Source organism: Streptomyces sp. NPDC088194 (assembly GCF_040702025.1).
Lineage (GTDB): Bacteria > Actinomycetota > Actinomycetes > Streptomycetales > Streptomycetaceae > Actinacidiphila.
Genome location: NZ_JBFBIV010000016.1, coordinates 1 through 14,700 on the forward strand (window position 1 = coordinate 1; position 14,700 = coordinate 14,700).

The following is a 14,700-nucleotide window of genomic DNA, read 5'->3' on the forward strand; positions in this document are numbered from 1 at the left end:
GTGAACGTGGCGTTCAGTAAGGGTGGAGGGCGGCCGGATGGACGTGGAGGAGCTGGGGCACCCGGGGCGGACCGGCCGGCCTCGCAGCGAGAAGCACAAAGCGGCTGGGTCCGGGTCCGCTCCGGGAGAGCGTCCGGACCCGCATCGCCGGCATGCGGGTCCGGACGGGTCAGGGTGCGCCCGCCGTCGTCCTCGGCGTCAGATCCTCCAGGTCCTTCTGGTCCTCCAGGTTCTTCTGGTCCTTCAGATCTTGTTGAAGATCTTGGAGTAGGCGTACCCGGTCGGCTTGTCGTACTGGTCGACCTCCCAGAAGGCCAGTTCCTGCACGCCCTTCGACGCGGCGAAGCTCTCCAGGGTGGAGGCGTTCGCCTGGGTGAAGTTCTCGTCGTCGTCGTTCTGCCCGGCGATCGGGGTCAGGCCCATGCGGGCCCAGTTCTGCGCGGCCGAGCCGCCGTAGATGCTCGCGAACTGCTTCTCGGCGGCGGTGGCACCGGACTCCGCGTCCGCCAGGGCGTTCTCGCCGTCGCCGAAGTCCATGGTCATGAGGTTCACCGCGCTGGTCTTCACCCCCGCCGACTGCGCGTTCTTCAGCAGCGTGGTGACGTCGGACTCCATGCCGTCCGGGTCCACGGCCACCGTCCAGTCGATCTGCACGGACGGGTCGGCCTGCTGGAGCGCCGCCAGGGCCTGGTCCCGCCGGGCGTTGGCGTTGCCGTTGGCGAGGGTGTCGCCCTCGATGTCGAAGTCGAGCCGGGTGACGCCGTAGGTGCTGACCACCTTCTGGTAGGCCGCGGTGAGACTGGAGACCGAGGTACAGGTCTGGGCGAGTTCCTTGCTGCCGGCGCCGCCGAAGGACGGGATCACGTTGCCGCCGGCCGACTTCACCGCGTTGATCTGGGAGCTGAAGGCGCCGACCGAGTCCCCGCCGTCCTCCCACTGGAGGGTGCAGCCGGACTTGGAGGTGAGGAAGGCCAGCGTGTAGTTCTTCAGCCCGCTCGCGCTCTGGTCGGCGGCCATGTCCTTGGCGGAGGAGGAGTCGATCTGCAGGTACGGCGCCGCGAACTGTGCGGGGAGCGCGGTCGGGGCCACGGCGGCGGCGTGGGCGCCGGGGGCCGCGGCGAGCAGCGCGAGCACCGGGGCGACCGCGGCCGCGGCGACGAGTGCGGGGCGGACGGGTGACTTGGCCATGGTGAAACCTCTCGGGAGGCGGAGGAGACAGTGGGGGAGCGCAAGACCGCAGGGGTGACAGGTTAGGAAAGCTTCCTAACCATGAGTCAGCATGGTTGGGCCCTTGGCTGGTGCACGTCAAGACCCGGAGTTCAGATAAATGAATCGCGGCCACCCTCTTGACCGAGGTTTTGCCTGCCGTGGGTCCGGGGTCCGGTCCCGGGGTTCGGGGCCCGGGACCGGGTCCCGGGGCGTGGGGCGTGGGGCGTGGGGCGTGGTGGCGCGCGGCCGGGGCTGGCTGGGCCGGGCCGAGCGACGCGGGAGGGCGCGCGCCCGGCGATGGGCGGGGGAGGGCGGGCTCGGCGGAGAGCCGCCGGCTTACTCCTCCGGGTCGGCGTCCTCCGCCGCCTCGGCGACCTGCAAGGCGTGGCGGGAGCGGCGGGTGGCGTTGACGACGAGCCCGGCGCCGGCGAGGAGGAAGACCGCGCCGCCGATGACGTAGGGCTTCGTGTCGATCATGCCGGTCTCGGCGAGCGACCCGGCGGGCGCCGCCTGCGTGGTGGTGGCGGGGGTCCGGGCGGGGGTGCCGGCCGACGTCGTGGCCGCGACGGTGGAGGTGGCCGCGACGGTGGCGGTGTCCGCGTGTGCCGAGGGGACGAAGTAGAGCGCGGCCAGCACGGCAGCGGCGGCCACGGCGACGTACGGGCGGGGCGAGGCCATCTGATCCCCCAGCGGATGCGGCGAGTTGACCGTAAGGGCCGATCGTAGTGACTGGCGGCGGCCGGTGGGAAGCGGCGGGTCGGCCCGACGGGGATTCGCCGGCGGTTCGCGGTGCGTGGCGGGAGGGCTGCGGAATGCCGCGGAAAGCCGCGTGACGGTCATCACGGGGAGTACGTGTCAAAGCCCACAATTTCCATCGGAAAGGACATACCTGGCGCCGAGGCTGTTTCCATGGATGGCGGAAGAAGCCCCGCGCCGATCGTTTCGGCCTGCGGGCGACCCCGATCATGGGAGAGACGCGTGACGCCGCCCGACACCGGAAAATCCCCCGCCTCCGCAGAGGACGGCCCCGCCGAGCACGGCAAGACCGGAGCAGTCCGCCGGAAGCGCACCGTGTTCCGCCGCGGCACCCTCGCGGCGCTCGCGGTGGTGGCCGGCGGCGCGGTGGCGCTGACCGCGTGCGGCCACGGCGACAGCGGCAAGGACAGCAGCCAGAACGCGGCCGCGTCCGTCTCCCCGACGACGAGCGCCACCTCCGCCGACCCCGGCTCCAGCCCCACCACGAGCCCGACCACCAGCCCGCAGACGCAGGCCCGGGAGGACGCGGCGGCGGCCAAGCACACCTCGACCGCGAAGATCACCATCTCGCCGAAGTCCGGCACCACCCAGGCCGCGGTGAGCGGCGCGGTGAAGGTGAGCGTCACCGGCGGCAAGCTGACCAAGGTGACGATGACGGCCACGTCGACCGGCCACACCGTGGCGGGCAGGATATCCGCCGACGGCACCACCTGGACGCCGAACGCGACGCTCGCGCACGGCCTCCAGTTCCGGATATCCGCCACCGCCAGCGACTCGCAGGGACGTACGACCTCCACGCAGGCCACGTTCGGCACCAAGGCGGCCACCGGCAGCTTCGTCGGGTACTTCACCCCGGAGGACGGCTCCACGGTGGGCGTGGGCATGCCGGTCTCGATCAACTTCAGCAAGGCGATCTCGTCCGCCGACCGGGCCGCCGTGCAGCGCGGGATCTCCGTGCAGTCCAGCAGCGGGCAGCAGGTCGTCGGCCACTGGTTCAGCTCCACCCGGCTCGACCTGCGGCCGCAGAGCTACTGGCAGGCCGGCTCGCACGTCACGCTGAACCTGAACCTGGCGGGCGTCGAGGGCGCCCCGGGCGTCTACGGCACGCAGCACAAGACGGTCGGCTTCGACGTGGGCCGCTCGCAGGTCTCCACGGTGGACGCCGCCACGCACATGATGACCGTGGTCCGCGACGGCAAGGTGATCCGCACCCTGCCGATCTCCGCCGGCGGCGACGGGCACACCACCTACGACGGCCAGATGGTCATCGAGGAGAAGGACCAGACCACCCGGATGAACGGCGCGACGGTGGGCTTCACCGACGACGACGGCAAGGGCGAGTACGACATCCCCGACGTGCCGCACGCCATGCGGCTGAGCAACTCCGGCACGTTCATCCACGGCAACTACTGGTCCGACAAGTCGATCTTCGGCACCGCCAACACCAGCCACGGCTGCATCGGGCTGAGCGACGTCAAGGGCGGCAAGGACGACACGACGGACGCGGCGTGGTTCTACAACAACTCGCTGATCGGCGACGTGGTCGTGGTGAAGAACTCGCCCGACAAGACCATCCAGCCCGACAACGGCCTCAACGGCTGGAACATGTCGTGGAGCAAGTGGGTGGCCGGCTCCGCGCTGTGAGCTGAGCCGGGCAGGTAGCCGGCCGGGCAGCAGACCGTACGGGAGCGGCCGTACGGGAGTGCGCCGGGCGAAGTGAGCCGGGCGGTACGGGTCGCGTCTCGGGGGCGCGGCCGGTACCGCCCGGCTCGCTTGTCAGTCCAGGGCGGTGTGAATCCAGGCGGCCGGGTCGTCCAGGACGGCCCGCACCGCGCTGTAGGCGGCGCCGCGCAGCACGCCGTCGCGGCCGAGCCGCGAGGTGACCACGTCCTCCGGGCGCCACTGGCGGTCGGTGACGCGGGCGGCCAGTTCGCGGCGCGCGCCGGGCAGCAGCCAGGGCGCGAGGTCCGCGAGCGGGCCGCCGACCACCACGGCCTGCGGGTCGAGGAGGTTGACGGCGCCGCTCAGCGCGATGCCCAGGGCCGCGCCGGCGTCCTCCAGGGCGCGGATCGCGGCGGGGTCGCCGGCCGCCGCGGCGGTGCGCAGCTCCCTCGGGGTGCCGGCGCCCGCGGACCGGAGCAGGGCCTCCTCGCCGGCGAAGGTCTCCAGGCAGCCGTGCGCGCCGCACGAGCACAGCGGCCCGTCCGGGTGGACCGGGACATGGCCGAGCTCGCCGGCGAAGCCGCGGGCGCCGCGGAAGAGCCGGCCCTCCACGATGAGGGCGGCGCCGATGCCGATCTCGGCGGAGACGTGGACGAAGTCCGCGAGGCGGTCGTGGCCGCCGAGCCAGAGTTCGGCGAGCGCGCCGAGGTTCGCCTCGTTCTCCACGACGGTCGCGTGCGGGCCGAGCGCGGTGGCGACGGAGACGTCCTCCCAGCCGAGGTTGGGGGCGCGCAGTACGGTGCCGCGGTCGCGGCTGACCAGGCCGGGGACGGCGACCGTGGTGCCGACCGGGCGCAGCTCCATCGCGGCGGCCTCCTTGGCGACCTGCGCGGTCAGCTCCGCGAGTTCGGCCAGCACGGACGCGGCCGGGCGGCCCCGGTTCGCGGCGGGGGACTCGGTACGGCAGCGCAGCTCGCCGCGGAGGTCCACCACGCAGGCGGCGAGGTGGTCGATACCGATCTCCGCGCCGATGCCGGCGGGGCCGGTGTCGGACAGCGCGAGGGCGGTGCCGGGGCGGCCCACGGTGCCGGGGCGGCGGGCTCCGCGCTCCTCCAGCAGGCCCGCGGCCAGGAGTTCGTCCACGAGCGTGGAGACGGTGGCCCGGGTGAGGCCGACCTCGGCGGCGATGGTGGCGCGGGTGAGGTCGTCCTCCGTGGCCAGGGCTCGCATCACCAGGGAGAGGTTGCGGTGGCGTAGTTCCGATTGGGCGCCGGTGCGTTTGACCACGGTTCTCCTTTCACGCCGTGCCGTCCACAAAGTATGTGCGGCCCCTCCGGGGGCTCCTCCCCGCCCACCCGCCCGCTGCTGGCCGAGGGCACGCTCCCGGGCCCCCGCCGCGGGGGTTCCGACATTCGCCCTTCCGCCCCGCGGCAAGCGCCTGTGACGTCAGGCGCCCACCAACGGCAGCGCTGCCCGCAGCCGTTCGAGCGTCGCGTCGTCGCGTTCCGTCGCCGGGAGCAGCTCGCCCCGGTCGGTGCCCCAGCGCGCGGCGACCGCGGCGGGCTCCTCGCCGGTGAGGAGGACGGCCGCCTGGACCGCCGCGCCGAGGGCGACCAGCTCCGAGGCGACGGGCACCTGGACCGCCCGCCCGGAAAGCCTCCGTACGGTCTCCCGCCACGCGGCCCCCCGTGCGCCGCCGCCGATCAGCAGGATCGGCTGGTCGCCGGGGTCCGCCCCGTCGACGGCGAGCACGAGGTCGAGCGCGGCGAGCAGCGCGTACACCGCACCGTCGTAGGCGCCTTGGAGCACCTGCCCGGCGGTGGTGTCGTGCCGGACACCGGTGAGCAGGCCGGAGGCGTACGGCAGGTTCGGGGTGCGCTCGCCGTCGAGGAAGGGGAGGAAGGCGACCGAGCCGCCGGGGTCGACCTGCTCGCGGTCGCGGCCGAGCAGCGTGGCGACCTTGTCCACGGCGAGCGTGCAGTTCAGCGTGCAGGCCAGCGGCAGCCAGGCCCCGTCGGCGGCGGCGAACCCCGCGACGGTGCCGGAGGGGTCGGCCGGGCGCTGCCGGGCGACCGCGTAGACGGTGCCGGAGGTGCCGAGGCTGAGCACCGGCCGCCCCGGGGCGAGCCCGAGGCCGAGGGCGGCGGCTGCGTTGTCGCCGGTGCCGGCGCCGACCAGCGCGCCGGGCCGTACGCCGGCGCCGTCCCGTACGGTGCCGGCCTGCTCGCCGGGCCCGAGCACCGCGGGCAGCAGCTTCGGGTCGAGCCCGACCTCGGCGAGCAGCGCGTCGTCGTACGCCCCGGTGCTCGCCGCCCACCAGCCGGTGCCGGAGGCGTCGCCGCGGTCGGTGACGGCGGTGCCGCTCAGCCGCTCGGTGAGGAAGTCGTGCGGCAGCCGGACCGCCCGCGCGGCCGCGGCCGCCTCGGGTTCGTGGGCGCGCAGCCACTCCCACTTGGCGATGGTGAAGCTCGCGCCGGGCACCGAGCCGACCCGCTCGGCCCACCACGCGGCGCCGTGCCGTTCCACCAGCGCCTCGGCCTGCGGGGCGGAGCGGACGTCGTTCCACAGCAGCGCGTCCCGCACCGGGCGGCCCCGCTCGTCGAGCACGACCAGGCCGTGCTGCTGGCCGCCGACCGAGATCGCGTCGGCCCGCGCCGCGTACGGTCCGAGCTCGCCCAGCGCTTCCTGGAGGGCGTTCCACCACACCTCGGGGTCGGTCTCGCGCCCGGCGCCGGTGCTGACGGTGTGCGCCGCCTGGCCGCGGGCGAGCACCTCGCCGCTGTCGACGTCGACCGCCAGCACCTTCGTGGACTGCGTCGAACTGTCCACGCCGAGCACGATCTGCCCTTGTCGCGCCATGTGATCCCGGTCCTTTCGCGCGGTTCCTACTTCCCAACCCTGGGCTCGCATACTAATTTGTTCAACAGTCTGACGAATAGGAGCCGACCGCAATGACTTCCGAGACGAACCTCACCCCCACCCCCGCCGACAAGTTCACCTTCGGACTGTGGACGGTCGGCTGGCAAGGCCGCGACCCGTTCGGCGACGCGACCCGCGCCCCGCTCGACCCGGTCGAGTCGGTGAACCGGCTCGCCGAACTGGGCGCGTACGGCGTGACGTTCCACGACGACGACCTGATCCCCTTCGGCTCCTCCGACGCCGAGCGCGACGGCCACATCAAGCGCTTCCGGCAGGCGCTGGACGCCACCGGCATGAAGGTGCCGATGGCCACCACCAACCTCTTCACCCACCCCGTCTTCAAGGACGGCGGCTTCACCTCCAACCTCCGCGAGGTGCGCCGCTTCGCGCTGCGCAAGGTGATCCGCAACATCGACCTGGCCGTGGAGCTGGGCGCCGAGACCTACGTCGCGTGGGGCGGCCGGGAGGGCGCGGAGTCCGGCGGCGCCAAGGACGTCCGGGTCGCGCTGGACCGGATGAAGGAAGCCTTCGACATCCTCGGCCAGTACGTCACCGAGCAGGGCTACAACCTGCGCTTCGCGGTGGAGCCGAAGCCGAACGAGCCGCGCGGCGACATCCTGCTGCCGACCGTCGGCCACGCGCTGGCGTTCATCAACTCGCTGGAGCGCCCCGACATCGTCGGCGTCAACCCCGAGGTCGGCCACGAGCAGATGGCCGGGCTCAACTTCCCGCACGGCATCGCCCAGGCGCTGTGGCACGGCAAGCTCTTCCACCTCGACCTCAACGGCCAGACCGGCATCAAGTACGACCAGGACCTGCGGTTCGGCGCCGGCGACCTGCGCTCGGCCTTCTGGCTGGTCGACCTGCTGGAGCGCGGCGGCTACGAGGGCCCGCGGCACTTCGACTTCAAGCCGCCGCGGACCGAGGACATGTCCGGCGTGTGGGCGTCGGCGGCCGGCGGCATGCGCAACTACCTGATCCTCAAGGAGCGGGCCGCCGCCTTCCGCGCCGACCCGGTGGTCCAGGAGGCGCTGCGCGTCTCCGGCCTGGACGAGCTGGCGCAGACCACGCTGGGCGCCGACGAGTCGCTGGCCGACCTGCTCGCCGACCGCAGCGCGTACGAGGACTTCGACGCGGACGCGGTGGCCGAGCGCGGGATGGCCTTCGAGGCGCTCGACCAGCTCGCCATGGACCACCTGCTCGGCGTGCGCTGAACCGTACGACCGCTGCACGTCCCCGGTCGGACCGGCGGACCGGCCTGCCGGCCCGTACGCCGGTCCGGGCAACGGACAAGAGTCCCGGACCAACCTGGGGACCGGCTGTGAACAGGCCGTGCGCGGCCTGTTCAAGGAAGAAATCACCTTCCGCTCAGCCGGACCTCATCTCCACGTGCTCTTTCTCAAGCCCCCCTCACTTTCGCCTCACCGCGCCCTCACCGCCGATTCCTAGCGTTGCGCGGCAGTGGGAGCAGGGGCGGACGCCTCGCCCTCCTCGCGTTCGCCCCCGCTCTCCGCACCTCACCCCGGTGCACTCCACTGCCTCTCTCTGCCAAACACGAGGAATCGGATGTTCTTCACGTATCTCCGGCGCGAGCTGCGCCGCCGGCGCAAGGCGGCGCTCGTGGTCGCGCTGGGCCTCGCGCTCGGCATCGGCCTCGTCATCACGGTCGACTCGGTCTCGTCCGGCATGGACCAGGCCCAGGGCAAGGTGCTCAAGTCGCTGTACGGCCTGGGCACCGACATGACGGTCACCAAGGCCGCGCCGGCCGCCGGCACCGGTTCCACCACCCGGCCCAAGTTCGACTTCGACGCGAACAGCGACGGCAAGTCGCAGAGCAGCGACCGGGTCACCGTGCAGGGCTTCCAGACCCTGTCCTCCTCGGTCGTCAGCAGCGTCGGCAAGCAGAAGAACGTCGCGGGCGCGGTCGGCGGGCTCAACCTCCAGGTGCTGAAGATCAACGGCACCTTCACGCCCGGCCAGTTCCAGCAGCGCCAGAGCACCTCCGGCGCGGGTGGCGGGCCCGGCGGCGGCTCCGGCGGCAGCGGCGCGCCGCAGGGCGAGGTCAAGGGCGGCGGCGCGCAGTTCGACGCCAACAGCTACACGCTCTACGGCGTGGACGTCTCCAACCTCTCGCTCGGCCCGCTGACCTCCTCCAAGATCACCTCGGGCACCACCTTCACCGCGGCCGACGCCGACGCGAAGGTGATGGTCGCCGACTCCGCGTACGCCAAGCAGAACAAGCTCAAGGTCGGCTCCACCGTCACCGTCAAGGGCACCAAGTACAAGGTGATCGGCATCGCCACCGCCGACAGCGGCGACGCGGCGGCCAACCTCTACCTGCCGCTGAAGCAGGCGCAGACCCTCTCCTCCTCGGCGAACAAGGTCACCACGGTCTACGTCAAGGCGGCCGACTCCAAGCAGATCTCGGGGGTCAAGTCGGAGATCCAGAAGAACATCTCCGGCACCACCGTCACCACCTCCGCCGACCTCGCCTCCACCGTCTCCGGGTCGCTGTCCACGGCGTCGTCGCTCGCCACGAACGTCGGCAAGTGGCTGTCCATCGCGGTGCTGATCGCCGCGTTCCTCGTCGCCGGGCTGCTCACCTCCTCGGCGGTCAGCCGCCGCGTGCGGGAGTTCGGCACGCTCAAGGCGCTCGGCTGGAAGAGCGGCCGGGTCACCCGGCAGGTCATGGGCGAGGCCCTGGTCAACGGCCTGATCGGCGGCGTCCTCGGGATCGCGCTGGGCCTGGCCGGCGCCTTCGCCGTCACCGAGATCAGCCCCAGCCTCACGGCCCAACTCGGCTCCTCCGCCTCCTCCGGCGGCACGGGCGGGCCCGGCGGCGGGGGCCCCGGCGGCTTCGGCGGCGGCGCCCGGCAGGCCGCGTCCAAGACGCTCGACGTCGCCCTGAGCGCGCCCGTCAGCGCCGGCACCATCGTGCTGGCCGTGGGGCTCGCCATCGGCGGCGGCCTGATCGCCGGCGCGTTCGGCGGCTGGCGCGCGTCCCGGCTGCGCCCGGCCGACGCGCTGCGCCGCGTCGAGTAGCCGCGGCTGTGATCGGCCGCCGATCGGCCGCGCCGCCCGCTGATCGGCCTCGCTGATCGGCCTCGCTCGTCGGCCCCGCCGCCCGGCCCCACCCGGTGGCCGGGCAGGGCCGGGTGGCCGCCACCCGGTCACCCGGCAACCCGGCCACCCGGCCGCTCCGCCGCGTGACCCCGGCCGTCCGGCCGCCCCCGGGGCCTCTCACCCGGCGGCCACCCCCACTTCCCTTCCGCTCCCAGGAGTCCACCCATGTACCAGCTCAGCGGCGTCACCAAGCGCTATCGCCGGGGCAAGACCAACGTCGACGCCCTGCGCGGCATCGACCTCACCATCGCCGACGGCGACCAGGTCGTCATCCAAGGCCCCACCGGCGGCGGCAAGTCCACCCTGCTCCAGATGCTCGGCGCGCTGGACCGGCCCACCTCCGGCTCGATCGAGTTCGACGGCACCGACCTGGCCAAGCTCAGCGAGGCACGGCTGACCAAGGTCCGCTCGGAGAACATCGGCTTCATCTTCCAGAGCTTCAACCTCATCCCCACGCTCACCGCCCAGGAGAACGTCGAGACCGCGCTGGTGCCGCTCGGGGTCCGCCCGTCGCTGCGCCGCACCCGCGCCGCGGCCGCCCTGGAGTCGGTCGGACTCGGCGAGCGCCTCACCCACCTGCCGTCCGAGCTCTCCGGCGGCCAGCAGCAGCGGGTCGCCATCGCCCGCGCCCTGGTCAAGGAGCCCAAGGTGCTGCTCGCCGACGAGCCGACCGGCAACCTCGACGAGGGCACCCGCGACGACATCATGGCGTTGCTCGAAGGGCTGTGGCGCGACCGCGGCCTCACCTTCATCCTGGTCACCCACGACTCCACCATCGCCAAGCGCGCCCCCCGGCTGGCCACCATCCGCAAGGGCACCCTCACGGTGCGCGAGTCCACCCGCAAGTGAGCCCCCGGGGCGGCGCCGCCGCCGGTCGTCAGCCCGTCGTCGGCTCGCCGCCGGTCGTCAGCCCGCCGCCTGCCCGGCGGCGCGCTCCTGGGCTTCGAGCAGTTCCTCGCCGTGCTCCCGGGTCCAGCGGCCCATCGCGCGCAGCGGGCCGTCCACCAGGCTGGTGCCGAGCGGTGTGAGGCCGTAGTCGACCCGGGGCGGCGCGGCGCGGAAGGCGCGGCGCTCCACCAGGCCGTTGGCGAGCAGGCGGCGCAGCGACTCGGTGAGCACCTTGTCGCTGATCCCGCCGGCCAGCGCCCGCAACTCGGCCCGGCGCAGGGGCCCTTCGCTGAGCCCGGCGAGGATCACCGGGTCCCAGGTGTGGGCGAACAGCTCGGTGGCCGCGCGCAGCCGGCAGTCCACGAGCAGCCGCTCGCAGGAGGCGTCCCCGGGGTTCCGGGTGGTGGGGGCGCCTCGGTTCTCCCGGGCGTCGTGCGGGGCCCGGGTGCCGGTCGCCGGTTCGGCCGTCACCGGTGCGGCGGTCGTCGGTGCCGTGGTCGCCGGTGCGGTGGTCGTCGGGGTGGCGCGGTCGTCGTCCATCGTGCCGCCATGGTCCCGCATCCGTTTCCTACCGTCCGGTGCGCGTCGGTTTTCCTACGGTGGCGGTCCCGCGGCGGCCTCGACCCGCAGGCCGCCCACACCTTCGGGAGCACACGATGAGGATCGGGATTCTCGGCACCGGAAACCTGGCGACCGCGCTGGGGGCGGCCTGGGTACGGGCCGGGCACGACGTGGTGGTCGGCGGCCGTTCGCCGGAGAAGGCCGAGGCGGCGGCGGCCGCGATGGGCGCCGGTACGGTCACCGGTGACCCGGGCCGTGGCGGTACGGCCACCCGTGGCACCGCCCGCGCGGGGGCCACCCCTGCTGAGGCCGTCGCCGGGCAGGACGCCGTGCTGCTCGCCGTCACCTGGACCGGGGTGCCCGACATCCTGCGCGCGGCGGGCGCCGCCGGCGGCGCGCTGTCCGGGACCGTGCTGATCGACCCGGTCAACGCGGTGGACCACGGCGTCGGCGAGCACCTCGTGGCCGACGGCCGGGCCGCCGCCGAGCACATCGCGGAACTCGCCCCGGGCGCACACGTGGTCAAGGCGTTCCACCTCTTCCCCGCGGACCAGTGGTCGCCCGGCCGCGCACCGGTCACCGTACCGATCGCGGGGGACGACGAGGCGGCCCTGCACACCGCCGCCGGCCTCGTCCGCGACGCCGGCGCCGAGCCCGCGGCCGTCGGGCCGCTGCGCCGCGCGCGCCAACTGGAGGAAGCGGCGGGCCTGGTGATCGCCCTGGTCTTCGCCGGGCACGACCCGGGCGCGGCCGTCCCCCACGTGCCGGCCCGCGCCACCGCGCGGGCCTGAGCCGCCCCGGCCGCCGGGCGCGGACCCGCCGGGTCGGAACGGGGGTGCGCGCCACGCCGTACGATCCGGCGCGTTGCGCCGATCAGCGGGTCACGGTGCTCGGCGGCTACGCTCGGCGGCATGAACGATAGCCCTCACCACCCGCGTGCGCACCAGCACTTCGAGACCCTGGCGATCCACGCCGGCCAGCCGGCCGACGCGCAGACCGGTGCGGTGGTCACGCCGATCTACCAGGTCTCGACGTACAAGCAGGACGGCGTCGGTGGACTGCGCGGCGGTTACGAGTACAGCCGCTCGGCCAACCCGACCCGCACCGCGCTCGAACAGAACCTCGCCGCCCTCGAAGGCGGCAGCCGCGGCCTCGCCTTCGCGTCCGGCCTGGCCGCGGAGGACTGCCTGCTGCGTACGGTGCTGACGCCCGGCGACCACGTGGTCATCCCCAACGACGCCTACGGCGGCACCTTCCGGCTCTTCTCGAAGGTCGCCGAGCGGTGGGGCGTGCGGTGGTCGGTCGCCGACACCTCCGACGTGCAGGCGGTACGCGACGCCGTACGGCCGGAGACGAAGCTGATCTGGGTGGAGACGCCGTCCAACCCGCTGCTCGGCATCACCGACATCGCCGCGCTCGCCGGGGTGGCGCACCAGGCCGGGGTGCGGCTGGTGGTCGACAACACCTTCGCCAGCCCCTACCTCCAGCAGCCGCTGGCGCTGGGCGCGGACGTGGTGGTGCACTCCATGACCAAGTACATGGGCGGGCACTCCGACGTCGTCGGCGGTGCGCTGGTCACCTCCGACGCCGCGCTCGGCGAGGAGTTGGCGTACCACCAGAACGCGATGGGCGCGGTGGCCGGGCCGTTCGACGCGTGGCTGGTCATGCGCGGGATCAAGACGCTCGCGGTGCGGATGGACCGGCACAGCGAGAACGCCGGGCGGATCGCGGAGATGCTGGCGGGCCACGGCAAGGTCACCCGGGTCTACTACCCCGGGCTCGCCTCGCACCCCGGGCACGAGGTCGCGGCGAAGCAGATGCGGGGCTTCGGCGGGATGGTGTCCTTCCAGGTGGCCGGCGGTGAGGAGGCGGCGGTCGCCGTCTGCGACCGTGCGGAGCTCTTCACGCTCGGGGAGTCGCTCGGCGGGGTGGAGTCGCTCATCGAGCACCCGGGGCGTATGACGCATGCGTCTGTGGCCGGTTCCGCGCTCGAGGTTCCGGCGGACCTCGTCCGTATCTCGGTCGGCATCGAAGCGGTGGACGACCTCATCGACGATCTTCGCGGCGCGCTCGGCTGATCCACCCGGGTGCCCCGGTCCGACGGTCGAGGGGCCGCCTGCCGGTGGGGGTGCTCGCGCGGGGGGTGGTTGCTCGCCGTGTCCAAGGGCAGCCCCCAGGGGGTGGTCCCGGCGCCGGCAGGGCTGGGGCACCCGGGGGTTCAGGCGAGGAGGAGCACGGCCGTGGTGGCCGCGGCGAGGAGGACCGTGCAGAGCGCGTAGCGCACGACGCGGCGGCGCCGTAGGAGGTGACGGCCCCGCGCGGCGGCGCGCTCCGCGAGGTCGGAGGGCACCAGCGGGTGCGGGGTGTCGAGTTGCCGCCGCAACTCGTCCTCGCGCCGGTTCGGCGGCGCACTCACCGTCCGACCGCCGAGGCCGTACGGGACCGGGACCGTGCGGCCCGGGGGCCGACCCGGGCCGGCCGGCTGCGCAGCCTCGCCCCGCTGTGCGCGGCGATCTCCCCGACCCGTTCGACCCCCATCCCGAGCAGCGCCGCGGTCTGCTCCTCCCCGATCCCCTCGAAGTACCGCATGGTGATGATGAGCCGCTCGCGCGCGGAGAGCCCGTCGAGAGCGCCGCCGCGCAGGCGGCGCCAGGGCCGGTAGGCGTACCGCACGAACAGCTCGGTGCGCGCCCGGTCGTAGGGGTCGTCGCCGTCGAGCAGGTGCTGCCAGTCCGCGTAGAGCCGGGCGAGCGCGGCGGTGAGCAGCCGCTCGGCGGCGGCCCGGTCGCCGGTGAGGAGGAGGGCGGAGTGCAGCAGCCGTCCGCCCGCGCCCGCGACGAACGCCGCGAACTCGGCGTCCCGGCGGGTCCCCGCGACCGCCCGGCGCTGACGCCCTGGAGTGCGTCCTGGAGTGCGTCCTGGAGTCCCCACGCGGCCATGGGACGGCACGCGCGGGCCTGCGGTCAATACTCGTGCGTGACCCGGGTCACACCGGTTCGGCGGCGCCGGTGCGGGGGTGCGCTCAGCGGCCGACGATGTCCTCGCCGCGGTCCGGCTCGCCGCGCTGCCCGAACCCGGAGTGCCAGTCGGCCAGCGCGATGTTGAAGCGGCCCAGCAGCTCGGTGAACAGCTCCCGTTCCCGCGGCGACCAGTCCTCGGTCACCTTGGCCATCAACTCCCGCCGGGAGTCGCGTACTTCGCCCAGCCGGCCGCGGCCGCGCGGGGACAGCGCGAGGACGACCGCACGTCCGTCCTCGGGGTGGGAGGTGCGCTTGACCAGGCCGGTGTCGACCAGCGGCGCGACCTGGCGGGTGACCGTGGAGGAGTCGATGCCCATCGCCTCGGCGAGTGCCTTGACGCCCATCGGGCCCTCGTGGTCGAGCCGGTTGAGCAGGAGGTAGGCGGCGCGGTCCATGGAGTTGCGGGCCCTGCCGACACCGCCGAGCCGGGTCTGCTCGGCGCGGCGGGCGAAGAGGGCGACCTGGTGCTGGAGGCTCTCAAGGAGTTCGGTCGAGGTCTCCGGAGGGTTGGACATGACCTTGAAGCTCGCGTTCTGTCGGTCCGGTGGAGTACCGGTGAGGG

The 14,700-nt window shown here is 73.7% G+C and carries 14 protein-coding genes; 6 read left to right on the forward strand and 8 right to left on the reverse strand.

The features are described 5' to 3' along the window. Positions 1-243 precede the first annotated feature (243 nt). Both AB0399_RS11270 and AB0399_RS11275 read right to left on the reverse strand, forming a co-directional pair. Entirely contained in the window at positions 244-1,188 is a 945-nt protein-coding gene (locus AB0399_RS11270) for a glycosyl hydrolase family 18 protein (RefSeq protein ID WP_366411081.1), read from the reverse strand. Positions 1,189-1,545: 357 nt separating this feature from the next. Beyond that, positions 1,546-1,887: a hypothetical protein gene (locus AB0399_RS11275; RefSeq protein WP_366411082.1), complete on the reverse strand. Its 342-nt coding sequence runs from the start codon at positions 1,885-1,887 to the stop codon at positions 1,546-1,548. Between the two features lie 393 nt (positions 1,888-2,280). Here AB0399_RS11275 and AB0399_RS11280 point away from each other — a divergent pair, with 393 nt between their 5' ends. Beyond that, positions 2,281-3,609, forward strand: a complete 1,329-nt coding sequence (locus AB0399_RS11280; protein WP_329373985.1) for an Ig-like domain-containing protein — start codon at positions 2,281-2,283, stop codon at positions 3,607-3,609. Between the two features lie 132 nt (positions 3,610-3,741). On the opposite strand, the gene AB0399_RS11285 is transcribed toward AB0399_RS11280, so the two are convergent. Together AB0399_RS11285 and xylB are read right to left on the reverse strand one after the other, a co-directional pair. Beyond that, positions 3,742-4,857, reverse strand: a complete 1,116-nt coding sequence (locus AB0399_RS11285) for an ROK family transcriptional regulator (RefSeq protein WP_329373983.1) — start codon at positions 4,855-4,857, stop codon at positions 3,742-3,744. A 216-nt stretch (positions 4,858-5,073) separates the two neighbouring features. Beyond that, complete coding sequence (gene xylB, locus AB0399_RS11290; protein WP_329365454.1) at positions 5,074-6,486, reverse strand: xylulokinase; 1,413 nt, start codon at positions 6,484-6,486, stop codon at positions 5,074-5,076. Positions 6,487-6,578: 92 nt separating this feature from the next. On the opposite strand from xylB, the gene xylA reads away from it, so the two are divergent. The 3 genes from xylA (at position 6,579) to AB0399_RS11305 (ending at position 10,518) form a co-directional block, all read left to right on the forward strand. Next, a complete protein-coding gene (gene xylA, locus AB0399_RS11295) occupies positions 6,579-7,760 on the forward strand; it encodes a xylose isomerase (protein ID WP_328468500.1) in 1,182 nt (393 codons plus the stop codon). Between the two features lie 352 nt (positions 7,761-8,112). Continuing rightward, positions 8,113-9,588: an ABC transporter permease gene (locus AB0399_RS11300; protein WP_329365451.1), complete on the forward strand. Its 1,476-nt coding sequence runs from the start codon at positions 8,113-8,115 to the stop codon at positions 9,586-9,588. A 246-nt stretch (positions 9,589-9,834) separates the two neighbouring features. Beyond that, positions 9,835-10,518, forward strand: coding sequence for an ABC transporter ATP-binding protein (locus tag AB0399_RS11305; RefSeq protein WP_366411083.1), 684 nt, complete (start codon positions 9,835-9,837; stop codon positions 10,516-10,518). Positions 10,519-10,575: 57 nt separating this feature from the next. On the opposite strand, the gene AB0399_RS11310 is transcribed toward AB0399_RS11305, so the two are convergent. Then, on the reverse strand, positions 10,576-10,926 hold the full coding sequence (locus AB0399_RS11310; protein ID WP_366411151.1) for a helix-turn-helix domain-containing protein: 351 nt from the start codon (positions 10,924-10,926) through the stop codon (positions 10,576-10,578). Between the two features lie 287 nt (positions 10,927-11,213). Between AB0399_RS11310 and AB0399_RS11315 the strand changes: the two genes are divergently transcribed. Continuing rightward, entirely contained in the window at positions 11,214-11,909 is a 696-nt protein-coding gene (locus tag AB0399_RS11315; RefSeq protein WP_366411084.1) for an NAD(P)-binding domain-containing protein, read from the forward strand. Between the two features lie 120 nt (positions 11,910-12,029). Further along, positions 12,030-13,196 carry a cystathionine gamma-synthase gene (locus AB0399_RS11320; RefSeq protein ID WP_329365446.1) on the forward strand — a complete coding sequence of 389 codons (1,167 nt, stop codon included), beginning with the start codon at positions 12,030-12,032 and terminating at the stop codon, positions 13,194-13,196. A gap of 140 nt (positions 13,197-13,336) precedes the next feature. Here the strand turns inward: AB0399_RS11320 and AB0399_RS11325 are convergent, their stop codons facing one another. The 3 genes from AB0399_RS11325 to AB0399_RS11335 all read right to left on the reverse strand — a co-directional run bounded on the left by AB0399_RS11325 (position 13,337) and on the right by AB0399_RS11335 (position 14,653). Then, entirely contained in the window at positions 13,337-13,534 is a 198-nt protein-coding gene (locus AB0399_RS11325; RefSeq protein ID WP_366411085.1) for a hypothetical protein, read from the reverse strand. Then, entirely contained in the window at positions 13,531-14,049 is a 519-nt protein-coding gene (locus AB0399_RS11330; RefSeq protein ID WP_366411086.1) for a sigma factor-like helix-turn-helix DNA-binding protein, read from the reverse strand. The genes AB0399_RS11325 and AB0399_RS11330 overlap by 4 nt, the downstream gene beginning before the upstream one ends. 91 nt (positions 14,050-14,140) lie before the next feature. After that, entirely contained in the window at positions 14,141-14,653 is a 513-nt protein-coding gene (locus AB0399_RS11335; protein ID WP_328468514.1) for a MarR family transcriptional regulator, read from the reverse strand. Between the last annotated feature and the right edge of the window lie 47 nt (positions 14,654-14,700).